The following is a 20,939-nucleotide window of genomic DNA, read 5'->3' on the forward strand; positions in this document are numbered from 1 at the left end:
TGCCGGACCGGGGTGCTGCGACCACGCGGTAGTCTGTGCCGCACCGACGGCGACCGCCGCCGCGACGCCCCCATAGCTCAGTGGTTAGAGCAGCGAGCTTATACCTCGTCCGTGCCTGATAAGCACATGGTCCTGGGTTCGAGTCCCAGTGGGGGTACGAGCACCCGGTGGCCCGGGGCGCCCAGCCCCCAGGTCCTCTGGGAGCGCCCAGCCCCAGGACTTCTGGGAGCACCCAGCCCCCATGGCGGAATTGGTAGACGCAGCGGCCTTAAAAGCCGAGACCTTCGGGTGTACGGGTTCGAGCCCCGTTGGGGGCACCGCCTGCGGCGCCGCACGCCCAACCGGCCCCGACCGCACCGATAGCCTGATCCCATGAGCACCACCGCCCCCAGCGAGCAGGCACCCCTCACCGTCGCCGACGTCGTCGACATCCTCCGCCGGGCCGCCCCGCCCGAGCTCGCCGAGCCCTGGGACTCCAACCAGCTCATCTGCGGAGACCCCGCCGAGACCGTGCGCACCGTCCTGCTCGCCGTCGACCCGCTGCCGCCCGTCGTCGACGAGGCCATCGAGACCGGTGTCGACATGGTCATCACCCACCACCCCCTCTTCCTGCGCGGCACCGACCACGTCAGCGCCACCACCGCCAAGGGCCGCAGCATCCACCGCCTCATCCGCGCCGGCATCGCGCTGGCCAACGCCCACACCACCTGGGACTGCGCCGCGGGCGGCAACGCCGACGCCCTGGCCACCGCCGTCGGCCTGACCAGCACCACCGTCCTGTCCCCGTCCAGCGCCGACCCCGCCCTCGGCATCGGCCGCGTCGGGCGCCTGCCGCAGTCCACCACCCTGCGCGCCCTGGCCGAGCGAGTCGCCGCGGCCCTGCCCGACTCGGCCCCCGGCCTGCTCGTCGGCGGCGACCCGGACGCCGAGGTCAGCCTCGTCGCCGTCTCCGGCGGCTCCGGCGACTCCCTCCTCGGCGCCGCCCGCCAGGCGGGAGCCGACGTCTTCCTCACCGCCGACCTGCGCCACCACCCCGCCACCGACCACCTGGCCGACGGACGCCCCTACCTGCTGTGCGGCACCCACTGGGCCACCGAGTGGGTGGGTCTGGCCCCCCTGGCCGCCCGGCTCGAGGCCGGAGCCGCCCGGCGGGGACGTACACTCACCACGCGGGTCTCGCAGGTCGTCACCGACCCCTGGACCCTGCGCCTGAGCACCGGCTCCTAGGACGCCGGCCCGCCGAGACCTCCCTACCCGTCGACGAAGGACACCCCGTGACGAGCGCCCCCCTCAGCGACCAGCGACTGCTCATCGACCTCCAGCGGCTGGACTCCCAGCTCGCCAGGCTCGTCCACGAGCGCCGTGGCCTGCCGGTCCTCGCACGCATCGAGGCCACCGTGGGCGAGCTGAGGACCAACAAGCGCGACGCCGTCGTCGCCGCCGCCACCCTCGCCGAGGCCCGGCGCGAGGCCGCCCGGGCCGACGACGAGGTCGCCCAGGTCGTGCGCCGGGCCGCCGCCCTGCGCGAGCGCCTGTCCTCCGGCGCCGCCGGCGCCCGGGACCTCACCGCCATCCAGGGTGAGATCGACCAGCTCGGACGCCGCCAGGGCGTCCTCGAGGAGGCCCAGCTCTCCGCCATGGAGGCCCTGGAGAGCGCCCAGGCCGAGGTCGACCGGCTCGCCCGAGCCGAGCAGGAGGTGCGTGCCGCCGGGCGCGGGCTCACCGCCGAGCGCGACGCGGAGTTCGCCCGCATCGACGCCGCCCTCAAGGACACCCAGAGCCGCCGCGACGCCCTGGCGGCCACCATCCCGGCGGCGCTCCTGGCCGAGTACGACGACGTGCGCCGCGCCACCGGGGGCCTAGGCGCCGTCGCGCTCTACGGGCGCCGCGTGGACGGCAACGTCGAGATCAGCCCCCAGGAGCACGCCCGCATCGCCGCCGCGCCCCAGGACCAGGTGATCCACGCCGAGGACAACGACGTCATCCTCGTGCGCATGGAGGACTGAACCGCCTCTCGACAGGCCGGGCCCAGCCGGGACGCACCGCCACGGCGCTAGCGCCTGCGGAGAGGACGCGCCTGCCTGCCCCCGGGCTCAGCGCGAGGGCCCGTCCAGCACGAGCACGAGGTCACGGCGGCCAGCCCGGTCCGCCGCCCCCAGCTCCGCGCCGCGCACCGTCTCAAGGCCCTGCGCCACTCCCACGACCGCCTCGGCGTCGTCGGCCGGTGAGAGCGTGCCCGCAGCCAGTGCCCGCACGAGCGTGCCCGTGAGCAGCCCGCGCGTGTGCTTGGCGTGGTGGGAGACCACCGAGCGGGAGCCGTCCGCGCGCTCGACCACCACCTTGACCCGCAGCAGCGCCGCCGCGTGCGCGGGCGTCGGCTGCCAGGCGGGGGAGTAGGCCCCCGAGCGGCAGTCGACGACGACGCCGTCCCCCGCCAGCTCCCCGAGCACCGGGGTGAGCCACGGCTGCCAGAAGGGTCCCAGCCTGCCCGGGCCCTCCAACGACGTGGACATGGACAGGCGGTGTTCGGGCACCGGGTCCGTCGCGCGCAGCGCGCCCCACAGCCCGGACATGACGACGACGTTGCTGCCCAGCACCCGGCGGGTGGCGGGGTCCGCCCCCAGCAGCGCCATGCCCGCCGCGTCGTAGAGCACGCCGGTGAACAGCGTGTGGGCCGGGGCGCAGGCCGCCTGCTCGAGCACGAGGTTGAGCGCCGCGTCACCGGCGCTGCGCGGCCCCAGCCCCAGCAGCGAGGCCGCCTCGGGAAGGGCGCTGACCCGTGCGAGCGCGTCCATCACCTCACGCCTGGGGGCGCTGAGCGCCTCACCGGCCAGCAGGGAGCCCAGGTCGAGGACGGGGCCGGAGGCGGGCGGGGTCTTGCCCTCCGAGGGCGGCAGGAGGATGAGCACGAGCGCACTCTACGGGCCGCGGGCCCGTCGTCGGGTACAGTTCCTCACGCGGACGAGCCGACCGGGCGGCCGCGGTACCGGGGCCCGCCCCGGATCGAGGAACGTCCGGGCTCCACAGAGCAGGGTGGTGGCTAACGGCCACCCGGGGTGACCCGCGGGAACAGTGCCACAGAGAGCAGACAGCCGGCGGGATCGCCCGCCGGTGATGGTGAAAGGGTGGGGTAAGAGCCCACCAGCGCCCCAGGTGACTGGGGCGGCTAGGCAAACCCCGCCCGGAGCAAGACCGCACAGCTGACGCCTGAGGGCTGCTCGCCCGAGCCAGCGGGTAGGTCGCGTGAGCCCACCGGCAACGGTGGGCCAAGATGGATGGTCGCCACCGCCGCACCGGCAACGGGCGGCGGCAACAGAACCCGGCGTACAGGTCGGCTCGTTCCGCCCCGACCTCGCGCCGCGTCCCCGCGGTGCCGGAACGCCCCGCAGGCGCGCCGGGCCGCAGGGCACCGGCGGCGCTGAGCGGCGGCACAGCAGACAGCGGGCGGCGGCCCCCACCCTCAGGGTGGGGGCCGCCGCCCGCTGCTGGTGCGCGCGCAGGCGCGCTGTCACATCTCGGCCATCCAGTACTCGTCCTTGTAGTTGAACGAGATGGCGAAGGCGCCGGAGTGGGCGTACTCGGCCGGGATCTTGAAGGTGACGTAACCGGTCACGGAGCCGCCGTCGTAGGGCGCCGTCTGGTTGGTCAGCTCGTCGGAGGAGAAGATGAACTCATCGGTGAAGGTGTTGCCGTCACGCACGTACTTGAAGTCCAGCGAGTACAGGTTGAGCTGGCCCTCACCGTGGTAGGTGACCGTCACGGGCAGACGCATGTAGACATTGCCCTGACCCGGCTCCTCGAAGCCGTACTCCCAGCCGGTGCGCGCCTGCTCGGTGCCGTCCCACACGACGTCACCGAAGGTGAGGTCGACCGTCGCGTTCGGGTCGTCGGAGTACTCGGAGGCCTTGAGCGTGAGGGACTGTGAGCCCAGGTCACCGGGGCACTTCTGCGAGGTCCCCTGCTGGCAGCCGCCCGTGCTGCCGGTCGCGCCGCCCGAGGCGCCGGTCGTGGCGGAGGCCACGGGCTCGGGCTCGTCGGAGGGCTCGGACGTGGGGTCGGCCTGCTGGCTCGTCGGAGCGGGGGCCGGCTCGGGGTCGTCCTTGTCCTTGCCGCCCATCAGCGCGGCGACGAGGCCGCCGACGAGGGCGAGGACGGCCACGACGATGATCGCCCAGAACCACCACTTCCTCGTCACCGGCGTCGAGCCGGGACCCTGCGGGCTGTTGACGTCCAGAGGCTGCCAGCCCGCGGCCTGCGGCTGGGCGCCGAAGCCCTGCGGGGCCGCGCCCGGCTGGTAGGGCGTGGGGGACTGCGCGTAGTCCATGCTCGCCGCGTAGGGGCTCGACGTCGGCGCGGAGGCCGCCATCGGGGCGGAGCCGCCCGACGCCGGCGGCTGGAAGCCCGGCTGGCCCGCCATGCCCAGGGGTGCCGTCGCCGCCGTCTGCTGGTAGGTCGCCTGGTCGGGGCCGGAGGCGGCCACCGGGGCGGAGTAGTCGGCCGAGGGGGCCGAGACCGGCTGGCCGGTCGGGTCCGCCACCGGGGCGCTGCCCGTGGACACGGCCTGGGTCGGGGCCCAGGCGGGGTCGGAGGCCGAGGAGGCCACCGGTGCCGAGGGGACAGAGGCGTCATCGACCCACAGCTGCCAGCCCTCGGGTGCGGGACCCCAGGCGGGGTCGGGCTGCCATCCGGCCGGGGGCACGAAGCCCTCGGGGGGCGCGGGCCAGTTCGGCGGGGGGTTGAAGCGCAAGGCCATGGGAATCCTCCGGGGTGTGTGGATGGGGATGACAAGACATCGTGCTGGGACGGAATCTACATCGGAGCCGGGCGGCAGCGGGAGTGACACCGCCGTGCGGGCACGGGGAGCGCTCCCCGAGGCCGGCCCCCTCGCGCCTGTCAGGGCAGCGTGAGGACCTCCGCACCGGTCTCGGTGACGACGAGCGTGTGCTCGAACTGGGCGGTGCGCGAGCGGTCCCGGGTCACCACGGTCCAGCCGTCGTCCCACTGCTCCCAGTCCTGGGAGCCGAGGGTGAGCATCGGCTCGATGGTGAAGACCATGCCGACCTCCATCACCTCGGCGTGCAGGGGCGCGGCGTCGTAGTGCGGGATGATGAGGCCCGAGTGGAAGGCCTCGCCGACGCCGTGGCCCGTGTAGTCGCGCACGACGCCGTAGTCGAAGCGCCTGGCGTAGCGCTCGATGACCCGGCCGATGACGTTGACCTCACGTCCCGGGCGCACCGCCTTGATCCCGCGGTTCATGGCCTCGCGGGTGCGCTCGATGAGCAGACGGGTCTCGGGGTCCACCTCGCCCACCCCGAAGGTGGCGTTCGTGTCCCCGTGCACGCCGTCCACGTAGGCCGTGACGTCGAGGTTGATGAGGTCGCCCTCCTTGAGGACGGTCGAGTCCGGGATGCCGTGGCAGATGACCTCGTTGACCGAGGTGCAGATCGACTTCGGGAAGCCCATGTACCCCAGGCAGGAGGGGTAGGCGCTGTGGTCGCACAGGTACTCGTGGGCGACGCGGTCGAGCTCGTCGGTCGTCACCCCCGGCGCGATGGCGGCGGCCGCCTCGGCCAGGGCGCGCGCCGCGATCCTGCCGGCCGCCCGGATGCGCTCGACGGTCTCGGCGTCCTTGACGTCCGGCGCGTCCACGCGCTCGGGCCCGTCGTGGAACATGTACTCGGGACGGGCGATCGAGCGGGGCACGTGCCGCTCGGGCGTGAGCACGCCCTTGGTGAGGGTCCCTCGCGGGGCGCGGTCCGCCAGCGCGGGGACAGGGGTGGGGGAGGTCGTCATGGCCCCAGCATAGGAGCGCGCCCGGACCGTGCCGGACCGTACCGGTCAGGGCCGGGGCGGGACGCCACGTCGCGGCGTCCGCCCCGCCACCTCCTCCCGGGACGCGGGCCGTCCGCCCCTACGATGAGGCCGTGAGCGTCATCCACCTCGTCCGACACGGACGCACCGTCCTCAACGAGGCCCGCAGGACCCAGGGCCGCTGCGACTCGCCGCTGACCCCAGAGGGCCGTGACGGGGCCGCCGCCGTGCGCGACTACCTCGCCGACGTGCCCCTCAGGCGCGCCTACACCAGCCCCCAGGGCCGCGCCGTCGAGACCGCCAGGATCCTCCTCGAGCGCCACCGCGGCACCCCGCTCCTGACAGTCACCGGCCTGCGCGAGTACGACTACGGCGTCTACGACGGCGGCCCTGACGAGCAGATGCGCCAGGCCCTCGACCCCGTCCACCACCTGCCGGCCGTCCTGTCCGGTACCCACCCCGGCGCCCCCGGGGGCATCGCCGCCACCGACTACCTCGCCGACATCGACGCGGGCCTGGCCCGGGTCCTGGCCGACATGCGCGCCTCGGGCCGCGTGGACGAGGACGTCCTCGTCGTCTCCCACGGCATGACCATCATGTCCCTGGCCGCCCGCTGGCTCGGCACCCGCGTCTTCTCACTGGCGCCCATGGCCAACTGCTCGGTCACCACCATCGAGGTGGACCCGACGGCGACCGACGGCGACCCCCACCTGCTGGCCTGGGCCCTGGACCCCGCGGGCCAGGGCGTCACCTTCCCCAGCCTGGACCTCGACGGCGCCTTCCAGGGCGTGGAGCTCGTGCCCGTGGACCTCAGCCGCCCCGGGCCCGTCGAGCAGGCCCTCGGCCCTCAGGGGCCGGCGAGATCCTGAGCCTGCGCCGGGGCCGTGCCCCCAGGAGCGGTGCTCAGGAGGCGAACCAGTGCTCCGCGTCCGGGAAGGAGGCGGAGCGCACCGCCGCGCCGTAGTCCTGCGCGGCCTCACGCAGGGCCTGGCCCACCTCGCCGAAGCGCCGGGCGAAGCGCGGCGTCCAGTCTGTCATCCCCGCCATGTCCGACCACACGAGCACCTGGCCGTCGCAGCGCGCCCCCGCGCCGATGCCGATGGTCGGCACCGGGGACGCCTCGGTCACACGCGCCGCCACCGGCTCCGGCACCATCTCCAGCACGACGGCGACGGCACCCGCCTCGGCGAGCAGGCGCACGTCCTCGACCATCGCCTCGGCGGCCGCCTCGCCCCGGCCCTGGACCCGGAAGCCGCCGAGCGCGTTGACCGACTGGGGGGTGAAGCCCACGTGGGCGACCACCGGGATCCCGGCCTGAGTGAGCGCCCGCACCGTCGCCGCCCGCTGGCGCCCGCCCTCGAGCTTGACGGCGTTCGCCCCGACCTTGACCAGGCGCACCGCCGAGGCCAGCGCCTGCTCGGGACCCGCCTCGTAGGAGCCGAAGGGCAGGTCCGCGACCACCAGCGCGCGCCTGACCGCCCGCGCCACCGAGCGGGTCGCCGCGACCATCTCTTCCAGCTCGACCGGCAGGGTCGAGTCGTAGCCGAGCACCACGTTGCCCACCGAGTCGCCCACGAGCAGCACGTCCGTGCCGGCCTCGTCCAGGACACGCGCGGTGAGCGCGTCGTAGGCGGTGAGCCACACCTGCTTGCGGCCCTCCTGGCGCCACTGGGCCAGGTGGTGCACCCGCACCCGGCGGGGCGCCGTCCCCGTGCCCCCCGAGCCCGACGCGGCCCCCGCCACCGGGGCGGGGGAGGGAGGCGCCGTCGGGGCGCCCGGCACGGCGGAGCCGTAGGGGACGGACTCCTCAGCGGCAGCGGAGGAGGGGGGGAGGGGCTCAGGGGAGGATCCTGCCGGTGACGTCATGGCTCTCACCTTATGCCGCGCGCAACGCCACCGACACGCGCGCGCACGGCATGATAGGGACAGGTACCAGCGTCCCCGCCAGGAAGGCCCACCATGGACAAGCAGCAGGAGTACGTCCTCCGCGCCATCGAGGAGCGCGACATCCGCTTCGTGCGCCTGTGGTTCACCGACGTCCTCGGCCAGCTCAAGTCCGTGGCCATCGCCCCCGCCGAGGTCGAGAGCGCCTTCGAGGAGGGCATCGGCTTCGACGGCTCCGCCATCGAGGGCCTGACCCGGGTCTACGAGTCCGACATGCTGCTCGCCCCCGACCCCTCCACCTTCCAGATGCTGCCCTGGCGCGAGGGGGAGAACGGCGTCGCCCGCATGTTCTGCGACGTGCTCACCCCCGACGGCGAGAGCGTGCGCACGGACCCCCGCGCTGTCCTCGAGAGGCAGATCGCCCGCGTCGCCGAGGCCGGCTTCACCTGCTACGTCCACCCCGAGATCGAGTTCTACCTCGTCAACCGCGAGGCCGACGGACGCATCACCCCCACCGACCACGCCGGCTACTTCGACCACGTCTCCGGCGGCACCGCCCACGACTTCCGCCGCCACGCCATCCTCATGCTCGAGCAGATGGGCATCAGCGTCGAGTTCTCCCACCACGAGGGCGGGCCCGGTCAGAACGAGATCGACCTGCGCTTCGCCGACGCCCTGTCGACCGCCGACAACATCATGACCTTCCGCGCCGTCGTCGAGGAGGTCGCCATCCAGTCCGGCTGCGTCGCCACCTTCATGCCCAAGCCCTTCGTCGGCCAGCCCGGCTCCGGCATGCACACGCACTTCTCCCTCTTCGAGGGCGACCGCAACGCCTTCTACGACCCCACCGCCCAGTACCAGCTCTCCGCCACCGGCCGCGCCTTCGTCGCCGGGCTCCTGCACCACGCCAGTGAGATCTCCGCCGTCACCAACCAGCACGTCAACTCCTACAAGCGCCTGTGGGGCGGCGACGAGGCCCCCAGCTACGTCTGCTGGGGCCACGCCAACCGCTCCGCCCTCGTGCGCGTGCCCAACCACAAGCCGGGCAAGGCCCAGTCGGCCCGCATCGAGTACCGCGGCATCGACTCCGCCGCCAACCCCTACCTCGCCTTCGCCGTCATCCTCGCCGCCGGCCTCAAGGGCATCGAGGAGGGCTACGAGCTGCCCCCGGAGGCCGAGGACGACGTCTGGCAGCTGTCCGAGTCCGAGCGCGCCGCGCTGGGCATCGGCGCCCTGCCGACCTCCCTCAAGCGCGCCGTCGGCGCCATGAGCGAGTCCGACCTCGTGGCCGACACGCTGGGCGAGGACGCCTTCGAGTTCTTCATGCGCAACAAGCGCCGCGAGTACCGCGCCTACGACGCGCAGGTCACCGACTTCGAGCTCTCCCAGTTCTTCCCCCGGATCTGACCCGGGAGGCACGGTGGAGGCCGCAGGCACGCGCGCACCGGGTCCCCCGGCGGGCTCCCTGGGCGGCCCGCGCACGAGGAGCGCGCGCTCACGGCTGCTCGCCGCGGGCTTCACGGACACCACCAGGGCCCAGGCCTGCCTCGAGGAGCCGGGTCTCGGCCTCGACGGCGACACCGACGCCCTCGTCGAGGCGCTGGGACGCACCGCGGACCCGGACCTCGCGCTCCTGACCCTCCTGCGGCTGCTCGCGGCCTGCGACGGGAGCACCCGGGGCGGCCTGCAGGCCCTCCTGCGCAGCGCGGCGGCGCCCCAGCAGGAGGCGGCCCCCGGCGTCGTGCACCTGGACCGGCTCCTGGCCGTCCTGGGCTCCTCACGCGCCCTGGGCGACTTCCTCGTCTCCCACCCCGGGAGCACCCGGGCGCTGAGCCCGGCCCGCGCCCCCGAGGCCGACGACGACGCCTTCGCCGCCGCCGTCCACGAGCGGCTCGCCACCGTCACTGCCCGGGCCCTGGAGAGCCGGGACCGGCCCGTGGCCGCGGCGAAGGGCGCGCTGCGCGCGGCCTACTACAGCGAGCTGCTCGGCGTTGCCGCGGACGACCTGACGAGCACGGACCCCGTCGCGCACGTGAGCACGGCCGCCACCCGCCTGAGCGCCCTGGCCGACGCCGCCCTCGACGCCGCCCTCGCCGTCGCCCGAGCCGCCGTCGGGCCCGCCTGCGAGGACGTCGCCCTGGCCGTCATCGCGATGGGCAAGACCGGGGCGCGCGAGCTCAACTACGTCTCCGACGTCGACGTCGTCTACGTCGTCGGCCCCGTCTCCGAGGGCGCGGGGACCGGGCCGTCGGGTGGTGCCCCGGACGAGGCGCACCTGCTCGAGGCCGGCACGGCACTCGCCCTCGAGCTCGCCCGCGTGGTCTCGGCCCCCGGTGGTGAGCCGGCGCTGTGGCCGCTCGACACGGGTCTGCGCCCCGAGGGCAAGGACGGCGTCCTGGTGCGCACCCTGGCCTCCCACGTGGCCTACTACGAGCGCTGGGCCTCCTCCTGGGAGTTCCAGGCCCTGCTCAAGGCCCGCGCCTGCGCCGGGGACCGGGCTCTCGGCCGCGCCTACGAGCAGGCCGTCGCCCCCTTCGTGTGGGGCGCCAGCCTGCGCGAGAACTTTGTCGACGACGCCCGGGCGATGCGCCGCAGGGTCGAGCGCGAGTCCTACCGCCCCGGTACCCCCGACCGTCGCATCAAGCTGGGCCCCGGGGGACTGAGGGACGTCGAGTTCACCGTCCAGCTGCTCCAGCTCGTCCACGGCCGCGGGGACGAGTCCCTGCGCGTGCCCGGGACCCTGGACGCCCTCGACGCCCTGACCGCGGGCGGCTACGTCTCCCGGCAGGACTCGGCGGCCCTGGCGGCCGACTACCGGGTCCTGCGCCTGCTGGAGCACCGCAGCCAGCTCCTGCGCCTGAGCCGCACCCACGAGCTGCCCACCCGCGACGAGGACCTGCGGCGCATCGGCAGGGTCCTGCCCCCTCCCGGCGAGGGCACCGTGGCGGGCAGCGACCCGGCCGTCCACCGCGCGCTCGAGCACAGCAGCCTCGCCGAGCCCGCCACCCTGCGGGCCCTGTTCGAGGCCACCCGCAGGCGTGTGCGCGACATCCACGAGCAGATCTACTACCGGCCCCTGCTGGGGGCCGCCGCGCGCCTGACCGCCGACGAGATGACCATGACCGCCCAGGCGGCGTGCGAGCGCCTGACCGCCGGAGGCTACCTCGACCCCGACGGCGCCCTGCACCACATCCAGGCCCTCACCGAGGGCGTCAGCCGCCGGGCCGCCATCCAGCGCCAGCTGCTGCCCGTCATCATCGGCTGGCTGGCCGACGGCCCCGACCCGGACTCGGGGCTGCTGTCCTTCCGGCGCCTGTCCGAGGCCATCGGGGGCTCGCACTGGTACCTGGCCACCCTGCGCGACTCGCCCTCGGCCGCGCGGCGCCTGTGCCACGTGCTCTCCGGGGCCCGCTGGACCACGGACCTGCTGGCCGAGCGCCCCGAGGCCATCGCCTGGCTCGACGACGACGCCGACCTGGTCCCGCGCGAGCCCGGCGCCCTGGAGGAGGAGGTCTCGCGGCTGCTGCACCGACGCGTGCGCCACGCCGAGGACGAGCAGGACCGTGAGCGGCAGGCCCATGAGGCCGTGCACGCCGTCATGTCGCTGCGCTCGCGCGAGCTCCTGCGGGCGGCGCTGGCCGACTCCCTCGACGGCCTGGACCCGCGCCGCACTGCGCGCGTGCTCACCGACGCCACCGACGCCGCCATCGCGGGGGTCCTGCAGACCGCCCTGGCCCTCGTGCTCGCCGACCGCGAGGGCGGCGGGCTCGAGGGGCCCGACGACGAGGGCCGGTGGCCCGCGGCCCGGGCCCGGCACGCCGTCATCGCCATGGGCCGTCTCGGCGGTCGGGAGACCACCTACTCCTCCGACGCCGACCTGCTCTTCGTGCACGAGGCCGTGCCGGGGGCCGACGAGCACGAGGCCGCCCAGGAGGCGGAGGCGGTCGCCCGCACGGTCCTCAGGCTGCTCGCCGACGCCCGCCCCCACCCGCTCGAGGCGGACGCGGGCCTGCGCCCCGAGGGCCGGCAGGGGCCGATGAGCCGTTCGCTGGCCTCCTACGCCGGCTACTACGCGCGCTGGATGAGCGCCTGGGAGCGCCAGGCGCTGCTGCGCGCCCGGCCCTGCGCGGGCGACCGGGCGCTGGGGCAGGCCTTCCTCTCCCTCATCGCCCCCCTGCGCTGGGCGGAGGAGGGGGCGGACGAGTCCTGCCTGCGCGAGGTGCGCCGTCTCAAGGCCCGCATGGAGTCCGAGCGCATGCCCCGCGGCACTGACCCGCGCCGCCACCTCAAGCTCGGGCCCGGCGGCCTGTCCGACGTCGAGTGGGCCGTCCAGGTCCTCCAGCTCACCCACGCCGGGCGCGTGGCCGCGCTGCGCACCACCTCCACGCTCGAGGCGCTCGAGGCGGCGCGGACGGCCGGGCTGCTCACCAGCGCCGAGGCCGGTGTCCTGAGCGAGGCCTGGCTGCTGGCCACGCGGGTGCGGGCCGCGAACGTCGTGGGCACGGGCAGGACCCAGGCGGCCAGGGCGGACGTCCTGCCCTCCGACCCGCGCGACGTGCGCGTCGTCGGGCGCCTGCTGGGCCTGGAGCCCGGGCGCGAGCGCGAGCTGGAGGACCTGTACCGGCGCGCCGCCCGCCACGCCCGGCCTGTGGTCGAGCGCCTGGTCTTCGGGGCCCGCCAGGCGCCTCCCGACGACCCCGCCTCGCCGACCATGGCGACCTCGACGCTTGTGGGCTCGGCGGACCCGTCCAGGACCCTGCCGACCACCGCGCCGCGCTCGCGCCAGGCGGGTCGGGCCAGTGGCGCGGCGCCGGCCCCGGGCGGCACACGGCTGCCACCCGCGCCGGGGCGCGCGCGCCGCCGCAGCGGCCCCTACCCCTGGTCCTGACGGGGCCTGACTGCCTTGACACGGCCCCTGCGCTCATCCCCTCCTCGAGATCCTCGGTTTGCGCTCGAACGTACGCCAAAACCCCAGGGCGCTCGAGCGCAAACCGAGGAGGTGGGGGCAGGGACGCCGGGGCCTGGCAGGATGGGGCCGTGAAGCTCATCCTCGTGCGTCACGGCCGCACCATCGCCAACGTCATGGGGGCGCTGGACACCGCCTTCCCCGGCAACGCCCTGGACGACGTGGGCCGGGCCCAGGCCGAGTCCCTTCCCGGGCGGCTGCCCGCCGGGCTGCTCGGCACCGTGGGCTCCCTGTGGGTCTCGCCCATCGAGCGGGCCCGCCAGACCATCGCCCCCGTCGAGCGGGTCACGGGCCTCGAGGCCCGCATCCGCTCCGGCCTGCGCGAGGTCCTGGCCGGCGACCTGGAGATGCGCACGGACCGGGAGTCGGTCCTGTGCTACACGGACACCACGCGCGCCTGGATGGTGGGACGGCTGCACGCCCGCCTGCCGGGGTCGCCGGAGAACGGGCAGGACACCTTCGAGCGCTTCGACGCCGTGGTGCGCGAGGCCGCCGCCGGGCGGGCGGGGGAGCGCCCCGACGCCCTGCTGGTCGCGCACGGCACCGTCCTGCGCCTGTGGACGGCGCTGGCCGCGGCCCCCGGCGCGGGTGTGGATCCCGCCTGGGTCGCGGACCACCCCATGGCGAACGCGGGCGTCACCCTCGTCGAGGGGGACCCCGAGCGGGGGTGGGCACTGCGCTCCTGGGCCGACGGCGCCTGGAGCGCCTGACCCTGCCGCTGCCCGGGCCGTGCCTGAGACGTCCCCGAGCAGCCCCTGAGCAGGACGGACCGCCCCGGCCGGGTCGAGGCGGCCGGGGCGGTCCGTGAGGGAGGGCCCGGGGAGGGGCCGGAGGCCTCGCCGCGTCCCTACAGGACGGAGGCGAGGAAGGCGCGGGTGCGCTCCTGCTGCGGGTCGTCGAGCACGGTCACGGGGTCGCCGGACTCGCAGATGACGCCGCCGTCCATGAAGACCAGCTGGTCGCCGACCTCGCGGGCGAAGCCCATCTCGTGGGTGACGACGACCATCGTCATGCCGTCCGCCGCCAGGTCCTTCATCACCTGCAGCACCTCTCCGACGAGCTCGGGGTCCAGGGCGCTGGTGGGCTCGTCGAAGAGCATGAGCTCGGGGTCCATGGCGAGCGCGCGGGCGATGGCCACGCGCTGCTGCTGGCCGCCGGAGAGCTGGGAGGGGTAGTGGCCGACGCGGTCGGCGAGGCCCACCCGCTCGAGCAGCTCCAGGCCCAGGCGCCTGGCCTCTGCCCTGCCCATGCCCTTGACCTGGACCGGCGCCTCGGTGACGTTCTCCAGGGCGGTCATGTGCGGGAAGAGGTTGAAGCGCTGGAAGACCATGCCGATCCTCGCCCTCTGGGCGGCGCGCTGGCGGTCGGTGAGGGCGTGCAGGACGATGCTGCCGTCCGCCTTGACCTCCTCGCGCATGCCGATGAGCTCGCCGTCGACGCGCACGCGCCCGGCGTCGATGGGCTCGAGCTCGTTGACGCAGCGCAGCAGCGTCGACTTGCCGGAGCCCGAGGGGCCGATGAGGACGGTGACGGAGCCGGGCCGGACGGTGAGGTCGATGCCCTTGAGGACGTGGAGCTCGCCGAAGAACTTGTGCAGGCCCGTGATCTCCACCTTGGGGGTCACGGCCTCTGAGGGACGGGTGCTCACGGGGTGACCTCCAGGAAGGGATCGGATGTGGTGGTGCCGGAGTCGAGGATCGCCTGCTGGCGTGCGGACAGGCTGCGGGCCTTCTTGCCGCCCGGGCCCGCGGGGCCGTCGAAGCCCTTGCCGTAGTAGCGCTCGATGTAGTGCTGACCGACCATGAGGACCGAGGTGATGATGATGTACCACAGGGCGGCGACGATGAGCAGGGGGATCGTCTGGTAGGTGGTCGAGGCGTAGGCGTTGGTGACGAAGGTGAGGTCCAGGGTGTAGGGCACGGCCAGGACCAGGGAGGTCGTCTTGAGCATGGAGATCGTCTCGTTGCCCGTGGGCGGGACGATGACGCGCATGGCCTGGGGAAGGACGATGCGCCTGAGGATCTGGCCCTTGCTCATGCCCAGCGCCCCGGCGGCCTCGCTCTGCCCGGCGTCGACGCTGGCCAGGCCCGAGCGCACGATCTCCGACAGGTAGGCGCCCTCGTTGATACCCAGCCCCAGGATCGCGGCGACGAAGGGCGTGAACACCGTCGTCGTCTTGAAGGTCAGCAGCTCGGGGCCGAAGGGGACGCCGAGGCTGAGGTACTGGTAGAGGGAGGACAGGGCGCCCCAGAAGACGAGCTGGGTGTAGATCGGGGTGCCGCGGAAGAGCCACAGGTAGGTCAGGGCGACCCAGCGCAGCACCGGGTTGGAGGACTGGCGCATGATCGCCGTCGTCACCGCCAGGACGATGCCGATGGCCATGGCGATGAAGGTCAGCAGCAGCGTGATGCCGACGGCCTGGACGACGCGGACCTCGCGGAAGAAGAACCAGACGGTCCCCCAGTGGAACTTGTCGTTGGTCAGCAGCGCGTTGACGAGCATGGCGCCCAGGACGAGGACGACGGCGGCGCTGAGCCAGGTGCCCGGCCGGGGGACGGGCTTGAGGTGGTTGAGCTGGACGGGGGCGTCCTGCTGCTCGGGCGCGGTGACGGTGCTCATGTCACTCCTCCACGACGGGGTTGAGGACGGCGGTGCTCAGGGCCGCGTCCTCGACGCCCCAGGCAGCGAGGATACCGGCCCAGATGCCCTCGTCCATGAGGTACTGGACGGCGGCGAGCACGGCCGCGTTGAACTGGGGGTCGTCCTTGGTCAGGACGATGCCCTGGGGCAGGGCGTCCTCCACCTCGCCGACGGTGTCGACCTGGCCGCCGGTGAGCTCGACGGCGTAGCCCGCGACCGTGGAGTCGGAGTAGACGGCGTCGATGGTGCGGCCGATGAGGGCGGTGGTGGCCTCGGAGTTGGTGGAGTAGGAGCGGATCTTGATGGCCTCCAGGCCCGCCTCGGTGCAGGCGGCGGAGTCGTCCTTGAGGACCTCCTCCTGGTAGGTGCCGGTCTGGACGCCGATGGACAGCCCGCACAGGTTGAGGTGGTCGCTGGGGTCGACGCCCTCGGGGTTGCCGGCGGCGACGTTGAAGCGGGAGCCGACGTTGGAGATCGAGATCATGTCCATGGAGGCGGTGCGCTCGCGGGTGACGGTGAAGGCGGAGACGCCGGCGTCGTAGCGCGAGCCGATGGAGGCGATGATCGAGTCGAACTCGGCGGTGTGGACCTTGGCCGTCACTCCGAGCACGGCGGCGATGGCGTGGTCGAGGTCGACCTCGTAGCCGATGGCCTCGCCGGTGGGGCTGAGGAACTCCGCGGGGGCGTAGTCGGTGGAGGCGCCGACGTCGAAGACGCCGTCGGCCAGGGCCCCCTCGGGCAGCATGGCGATGATGTCCGCCTGGGGCTGGATGCCGGAGACGTCGTAGCCCTGCGCCTGGGTGGAGGTGCCGGTGCCGGACTGGGCGCTCCAGTCCTCGGCGTGGGTGCAGGCGGTCACGGCGGCGGGCAGTGACAGGCACAGTCCGACGGCGACGGCGCGCCTGAGGTGGGAGGTCCGCATGGGTGCTCCTTGGGTTGGGAACGCCCACATACTATCCGCCCGAAGTCATATGTATGCATTCGGGTGGGGCTCCGGGCCCCGATGTGAGGGCTCTCACGCGGCGCTGCGCTGAGCCGGGTGCCGGTCCGGGCCCCGAGGACCCGGACCGGCCCGGGCTCACAGGTCGTAGTACAGCTCGAACTCGTAGGGGTGCGGGCGCTGACGCAGCGGCGCCAGCTCGTTCTCGCGCTTGTAGCGGACCCAGGTCTCGAGGAGGTCCGGCGTGAACACGTCGCCCTCGGTGAGGTAGTCGTTGTCCGCCTCCAGGGCCTCCAGGGCCTCGTCGAGGCTGCCGGGCAGCTTCTCGATGTCGTGGTACTCCTCGGGCGCGAGCTCGTAGAGGTCCTTGTCAATGGGCTCGTGGGGCTCGATCCGGTTGCGGATCCCGTCGATGCCCGCCATGAGCACCGCGGCGAAGGCCAGGTAGGGGTTGCTCGAGGGGTCCGGCACCCGGTACTCGACCCGCTTGGCCCTGGCGGAGGAGCCGGTGACCGGGATGCGGATGCACGCCGAGCGGTTGCGGGCCGAGTAGACGAGGTTGACCGGTGCCTCGAACCCGGGCACCAGACGGCGGTAGGAGTTGACCGACGGGTTGGTGAAGGCCAGCAGGCTCGGGGCGTGCCTGAGGATGCCGCCGATGTACCAGCGCGCCAGGTCGGAGAGCTGGCCGTAGCCGCGCTCGTCGAAGAACAGCGGCGCCCCGTCCTTCCACAGCGAGTGGTGGGTGTGCATGCCCGAGCCCGCCTCGCCGAAGACGGGCTTGGGCATGAAGGTCGCCGTCTTGCCCGCCCGGTAGGCGACGTTCTTGATGACGTACTTGAACTTCATCATGTCGTCACCGGCCGCCATCAGGGAGCTGAAGCGGTAGTTGATCTCCTGCTGGCCCGCGGCGCCGACCTCGTGGTGGGCGCGCTCGACCTCCAGCCCGACCTCCTGGCACACGCGCACCATCTCGTCACGCAGGTCCGCGTTCTGGTCCGTGGGGCCGACGGGGAAGTAGCCGCCCTGGAAGGCGGTCTTGTACCCCTTGTTGCCGCCCTCCTCGACGCGGTCCGTGTTCCAGGAGGCCTCGTCTGAGTCGATCTCGTAGAAGGAGCCGCGCGGGCTGGAGGCGAAGCGCACCGAGTCCATGAGGTAGAACTCCGCCTCCGCCCCGATGTAGCAGGTGTCCGCGATCCCGGTCGAGCGCAGGTAGGCCTCCGCCTTGGCGGCGATGGAGCGCGGGTCGCGCGAGAAGACCTCGTCCGTGAAGGGGTCGACGATGGAGGCTGTGAGCACCAGGGTCCTCATCGAGCGGAAGGGGTCGATGAAGGCCGTGGTGACGTCCGGGATGAGCTTCATGTCGGACTCGTGGATCTCGGTGAAGCCCCGGATGGAGGACCCGTCGAACATGAGGCCCTCGGTCAGCGCCTCGGGGTTGAAGGCCTCGGCCGGGATCGTGAAGTGCTGCATGACCCCGGGCAGGTCGCAGAAGCGGACGTCGATGATCCGCACGTCCTCCTTCTCGATGTACGCCTGAGCCTCTGCTGCGTCCTGGAACATGGGTCCTCCGTGTCGGGTGCTCGGCGGGCCGGGAAAGCCTCTCGGGCTCGGCGCCGCATGGCGCAACCGTAGGGGAGGGTGGTGTCGCCGAGGTGCCGCGCGTGTGTCCTGGGTGTTTCGCGCGTGAGCCCACCGGCGCGCCGCCCGGCACGCGTGAGGAGGGCCGCCCCCCCCCTCGGGGTGGGCGGCCCTCCTCACGTGCGGGACCGGGGCGCTCAGCGCCCGCGCATCGCGCGCCGGTCCGGGCGCGCGCGCAGCGGGTCCACGCCCTTGGGGATCGGCAGTGCCTTCGAGCCCAGCGAGGTCAGCCGCTTGGCGACCTGGGTGATCTCGGCGTCGGTGAGCTTGACCGGCTTGGTGGGCAGGCGCCGCAGCGTGCGCTGCAGGTGCAGCAGGCGGGTCTGCCCCTCCTGGGTGCCGACGTTGACGACGTGCAGCGGCACCGTGGACAGGAAGCGCTGCATCTTCCTCGTCTCATCGGCCACCATCTTCTGGGTGCGGCCCTTGGGCCCCTCGACGACGAGGACGATGCCGGGACGGCCGACCATGCGCCACACGACGTCCTGCGTGCGAGGGTTGATCGCGGCGGGCTCGGACTCGATGTACCAGCCGCGCCCCACCTGGTCGAGGACGGCCTTGGCGGCTCCGGGCATGCCCTCGATCTGGGTGTAGGAGGCGCGCCGGGTGAGCAGGTTGAGCAGGAGCATGTCCACCATGAAGGCGAGCAGCAGCCCCATGACGAGCCAGTAGACGAAGGACTGGCTCGTGAGGACGGCCAGCAGCGCCGACAGGCCCAGGACGCCGACGAGCACACCGCCCAGGGCCCAGCCGATCCAGGGGAAGGTGCGGCGGGAGACCGTGTAGGCGTCCTTGAGGTTCTGGAAGTACTGCCCGAAGCGGCGCTTCTTCTTGGGGGTGGGGCTCTGGGTGCTGCTCACGGTGGTCCACCATAGCCGACACGCGGCACGCAGCCACTACCTGCGGCGCACCTGGGGACGCGCCTCAGGCGCTCGCCGCGACCGTCTCGGGCTCGTCGCCGGTCAGGCCCCGCGCCACGAGGGAGGCCGCCTCCTGGCGGGCGGTGCTCCCCTGGGCCAGGGCGGCCATCTGGGCCGGGATGGGGCGGCCCTTGGCCCTCATGGCGCGGCTCCACAGCAGGCCGGAGCGGTAGGAGGAGCGCACCATCGGCCCGCTCATGACGGCCGGGATCCCGGCCTGCTCCGCGAAGTCCGCGAGCTCGAGGAACTCCTGCGGCTTGACCCACCGGTCAATGGGGTGGTGGAGCTTGGAGGGGCGCATGTACTGGGTGATGGTGAGGATGTCGACCTTGTGCTCGACGAGGGCGCGGATCGCGTCCTCGGTCTCCTGGCGGGTCTCGCCCATGCCGAGGATGAGGTTCGACTTCGTCAGCAGGCCGGCGTCGGAGGCCTGCTCGAGGACGGACAGGGAGCGCTCGTAGGAGAAGGCGGGCCGGATGCGGTGGAAGATGCGGGGCACCGTCTCGAGGTTGTGGGCGAAGACCTCGGGGCTGGAGGAGAAGACCTCCTCCAGCGCGTCGCGGTTGCCCCTGAAGTCCGGCACCAGCAGCTCGACGCCGCAGCCGGGCAGCTGGGCGTGGATCTGCCGGGCGACCTCGGCGTAGAGCCAGGCGCTGCCGTCGGGGCGGTCGTCGCGGGCGACGCCCGTGACCGTGGCGTAGCGCAGCTGCATCTCGGCGACTGAGGCGGCCACGCGGCGCGGCTCGTCCTCGTCGTAGGCGGTGGGGCGACCGGTGGCGATATCGCAGAAGTCGCAGCGGCGCGTGCACATCTCGCCGCCGATGAGGAAGGAGGCCTCGCGGTCGTTCCAGCACTCGTAGACGTTGGGGCAGTTCGCCTCCGCGCACACGGTGTGGAGCTTCTTGTCCCTCACCATGCTCCGGACCTCCTGGTAGGTCTCGGAGACGATGGCCTTGGTGCGCAGCCACTTGGGCTTGCGCTCGATGGGGGTCTGCGCGTTGCGCGCCTCCACGCGCAGGAGCCGGCGGCCCTCGGGCGCGATCGTGCTCGTCACGGTGCTCTCCTCGTCTTGGTCGGCTGCCCCGATCCTATGCCTCACAGCCGGGCATGTAGGACTGAAGGCCTATGCTCTGGGCGTGGGCTCACGTGGCGTCCGCCACGAGCGGGGACAGGCAGCGCTCGAGCGCCGCCACCACCTCGTCCGCCAGGTCCGCGGCGCGCAGGCGGGTGCCCGTCTCCGCCTCGAGGGAGGTGACCCCGGCGTCGTCGATCCCGCAGGGCAGGATCCGGTCCAGGTCGAAGACCGCCAGGTCCGGGCTGACGTTGAGGCCGATGCCGTGCGTCGTCACCCCACGGGCCACGCGCACCCCCAGGGCGCAGACCTTGCGCTCGGTGCGCCGGCGCGGGTCCACCGCCCCGCGCTCACCCGGCACCCACACGCCCGAGCGCCTCTCGACCCGCACCGCGTCCACCCCGTGGCCCGCGCAGACCTCGATAACGGCCTGCTCGAGGGCGCGGACGTAGCGGATGACGTCAATGGGGCTGACCAGCCGGACCACCGGGTAGACGGTGAGCTGGCCGGGACCGTGCCAGGTGGTCTTGCCGCCCCGGTCGACGTCGACGACGGGGACGTGACCGGGCTCGACGAAGGCGCCCGCGGGACGCTCCCAGGAGTGGGCGCGCCGGCCGACGGTGTAGACGTCCTCGTGCTCCAGGACGATGACGCAGGACGGCCGCTCGCCCGCGACGACGTCCGCGTGGACCTGGCGCTGCAGGGCCCGGCCCTCCTCGTAGGGGACCAGGCGGGAGCCGAGGCCGACGTCGATGCGCTGCACGCCCCCACCTTAGGCGGCACGCCCGCGCTCCCGGGCCGGGGCCGCGCGCAGGGGCGTGCACAGGGTCCTGACCGGGACGCGAGCTGCTCGACGGGCGAGCGGTCCCGAGGTTGTCCACAGGGCGGCCGGGGACGCTGGCGCCGGGGCCCTGCCCGCGGCGAGCATGAGGCATGAGCGCAGCCGAGACCACCGCCCCCCGACCCGCCAGCCGGACCGCCTCCCGGCTCGTGTCCCGGGCCGCCGGCCGGGCCGGCTCCCGAGAGGCCTCTCGCCTGCGCCGCGGCCGCGCCGCCCCGCGTGCC

At 73.6% G+C, this 20,939-nt stretch carries 17 protein-coding genes, 2 tRNA genes and 1 other RNA gene; 9 read left to right on the plus strand and 11 right to left on the minus strand.

Annotated elements, in window-relative coordinates; genetic code table 11:
- Positions 1-66: 66 nt before the first annotated feature.
- The 4 genes from H6X67_RS07390 to H6X67_RS07405 all read left to right on the plus strand — a co-directional run bounded on the left by H6X67_RS07390 (position 67) and on the right by H6X67_RS07405 (position 2,006).
- Positions 67-157 (plus strand) — tRNA-Ile (locus H6X67_RS07390).
- A 78-nt stretch (positions 158-235) separates the two neighbouring features.
- Positions 236-317: transfer RNA gene (locus H6X67_RS07395), tRNA-Leu, on the plus strand.
- 55 nt (positions 318-372) lie between these two features.
- Entirely contained in the window at positions 373-1,227 is an 855-nt protein-coding gene (locus H6X67_RS07400) for a Nif3-like dinuclear metal center hexameric protein (RefSeq protein WP_249367290.1), read from the plus strand.
- A gap of 47 nt (positions 1,228-1,274) precedes the next feature.
- Complete coding sequence (locus tag H6X67_RS07405) at positions 1,275-2,006, plus strand: zinc ribbon domain-containing protein (protein ID WP_249367291.1); 732 nt, start codon at positions 1,275-1,277, stop codon at positions 2,004-2,006.
- Positions 2,007-2,093: 87 nt separating this feature from the next.
- Here the strand turns inward: H6X67_RS07405 and H6X67_RS07410 are convergent, their stop codons facing one another.
- Complete coding sequence (locus H6X67_RS07410; protein ID WP_249367292.1) at positions 2,094-2,909, minus strand: YaaA family protein; 816 nt, start codon at positions 2,907-2,909, stop codon at positions 2,094-2,096.
- A gap of 53 nt (positions 2,910-2,962) precedes the next feature.
- Here H6X67_RS07410 and rnpB point away from each other — a divergent pair.
- Positions 2,963-3,343: RNase P RNA component class A (gene rnpB, locus H6X67_RS07415), an RNA gene on the plus strand.
- A gap of 165 nt (positions 3,344-3,508) precedes the next feature.
- Here the strand turns inward: rnpB and H6X67_RS07420 are convergent.
- Both H6X67_RS07420 and map read right to left on the minus strand, forming a co-directional pair.
- On the minus strand, positions 3,509-4,753 hold the full coding sequence (locus H6X67_RS07420; protein WP_249367293.1) for a hypothetical protein: 1,245 nt from the start codon (positions 4,751-4,753) through the stop codon (positions 3,509-3,511).
- Between the two features lie 140 nt (positions 4,754-4,893).
- Entirely contained in the window at positions 4,894-5,793 is a 900-nt protein-coding gene (gene map, locus H6X67_RS07425) for a type I methionyl aminopeptidase (RefSeq protein ID WP_249367294.1), read from the minus strand.
- Positions 5,794-5,924: 131 nt separating this feature from the next.
- On the opposite strand from map, the gene H6X67_RS07430 reads away from it, so the two are divergent.
- On the plus strand, positions 5,925-6,680 hold the full coding sequence (locus H6X67_RS07430; protein ID WP_249367295.1) for a histidine phosphatase family protein: 756 nt from the start codon (positions 5,925-5,927) through the stop codon (positions 6,678-6,680).
- Positions 6,681-6,714: 34 nt separating this feature from the next.
- Here the strand turns inward: H6X67_RS07430 and panB are convergent, their stop codons facing one another.
- Positions 6,715-7,503: a 3-methyl-2-oxobutanoate hydroxymethyltransferase gene (gene panB, locus H6X67_RS07435; protein WP_249376288.1), complete on the minus strand. Its 789-nt coding sequence runs from the start codon at positions 7,501-7,503 to the stop codon at positions 6,715-6,717.
- A gap of 267 nt (positions 7,504-7,770) precedes the next feature.
- On the opposite strand from panB, the gene H6X67_RS07440 reads away from it, so the two are divergent.
- The 3 genes from H6X67_RS07440 (at position 7,771) to H6X67_RS07450 (ending at position 13,371) form a co-directional block, all read left to right on the plus strand.
- A complete protein-coding gene (locus H6X67_RS07440) occupies positions 7,771-9,102 on the plus strand; it encodes a glutamine synthetase family protein (RefSeq protein WP_249368930.1) in 1,332 nt (443 codons plus the stop codon).
- A gap of 13 nt (positions 9,103-9,115) precedes the next feature.
- Positions 9,116-12,583: a bifunctional [glutamine synthetase] adenylyltransferase/[glutamine synthetase]-adenylyl-L-tyrosine phosphorylase gene (locus H6X67_RS07445; RefSeq protein WP_249368929.1), complete on the plus strand. Its 3,468-nt coding sequence runs from the start codon at positions 9,116-9,118 to the stop codon at positions 12,581-12,583.
- Positions 12,584-12,732: 149 nt separating this feature from the next.
- Complete coding sequence (locus H6X67_RS07450) at positions 12,733-13,371, plus strand: histidine phosphatase family protein (RefSeq protein ID WP_249368928.1); 639 nt, start codon at positions 12,733-12,735, stop codon at positions 13,369-13,371.
- Positions 13,372-13,508: 137 nt separating this feature from the next.
- Here H6X67_RS07450 and H6X67_RS07455 read toward each other — a convergent pair whose 3' ends face one another.
- The 7 genes from H6X67_RS07455 to lipB all read right to left on the minus strand — a co-directional run bounded on the left by H6X67_RS07455 (position 13,509) and on the right by lipB (position 20,637).
- The gene (locus H6X67_RS07455; RefSeq protein ID WP_311765853.1) at positions 13,509-14,309 is read right to left on the minus strand and encodes an amino acid ABC transporter ATP-binding protein; all 801 of its coding nucleotides are present in this window, start codon (positions 14,307-14,309) and stop codon (positions 13,509-13,511) included.
- Positions 14,306-15,280 carry an amino acid ABC transporter permease gene (locus H6X67_RS07460; protein WP_249368927.1) on the minus strand — a complete coding sequence of 325 codons (975 nt, stop codon included), beginning with the start codon at positions 15,278-15,280 and terminating at the stop codon, positions 14,306-14,308. Before H6X67_RS07460 ends, H6X67_RS07455 begins: the two co-directional genes overlap by 4 nt.
- A 1-nt stretch (position 15,281) precedes the next feature.
- Complete coding sequence (locus H6X67_RS07465) at positions 15,282-16,223, minus strand: ABC transporter substrate-binding protein (RefSeq protein WP_249368926.1); 942 nt, start codon at positions 16,221-16,223, stop codon at positions 15,282-15,284.
- 156 nt (positions 16,224-16,379) lie between these two features.
- Positions 16,380-17,804: a type I glutamate--ammonia ligase gene (gene glnA, locus H6X67_RS07470; RefSeq protein WP_249368925.1), complete on the minus strand. Its 1,425-nt coding sequence runs from the start codon at positions 17,802-17,804 to the stop codon at positions 16,380-16,382.
- Positions 17,805-18,019: 215 nt separating this feature from the next.
- The gene (locus H6X67_RS07475) at positions 18,020-18,742 is read right to left on the minus strand and encodes a DUF4191 domain-containing protein (RefSeq protein WP_249368924.1); all 723 of its coding nucleotides are present in this window, start codon (positions 18,740-18,742) and stop codon (positions 18,020-18,022) included.
- Between the two features lie 64 nt (positions 18,743-18,806).
- A complete protein-coding gene (locus H6X67_RS07480) occupies positions 18,807-19,856 on the minus strand; it encodes a lipoyl synthase (RefSeq protein WP_249368923.1) in 1,050 nt (349 codons plus the stop codon).
- An 88-nt stretch (positions 19,857-19,944) separates the two neighbouring features.
- Positions 19,945-20,637 (minus strand): lipoyl(octanoyl) transferase LipB, encoded by a 693-nt coding sequence (gene lipB, locus H6X67_RS07485; RefSeq protein ID WP_249368922.1) that lies wholly within the window; start codon positions 20,635-20,637, stop codon positions 19,945-19,947.
- Between the last annotated feature and the right edge of the window lie 302 nt (positions 20,638-20,939).

The sequence above is a fragment of the Actinomyces sp. AC-20-1 genome, assembly GCF_023369555.1.
Lineage (GTDB): Bacteria > Actinomycetota > Actinomycetes > Actinomycetales > Actinomycetaceae > Actinomyces.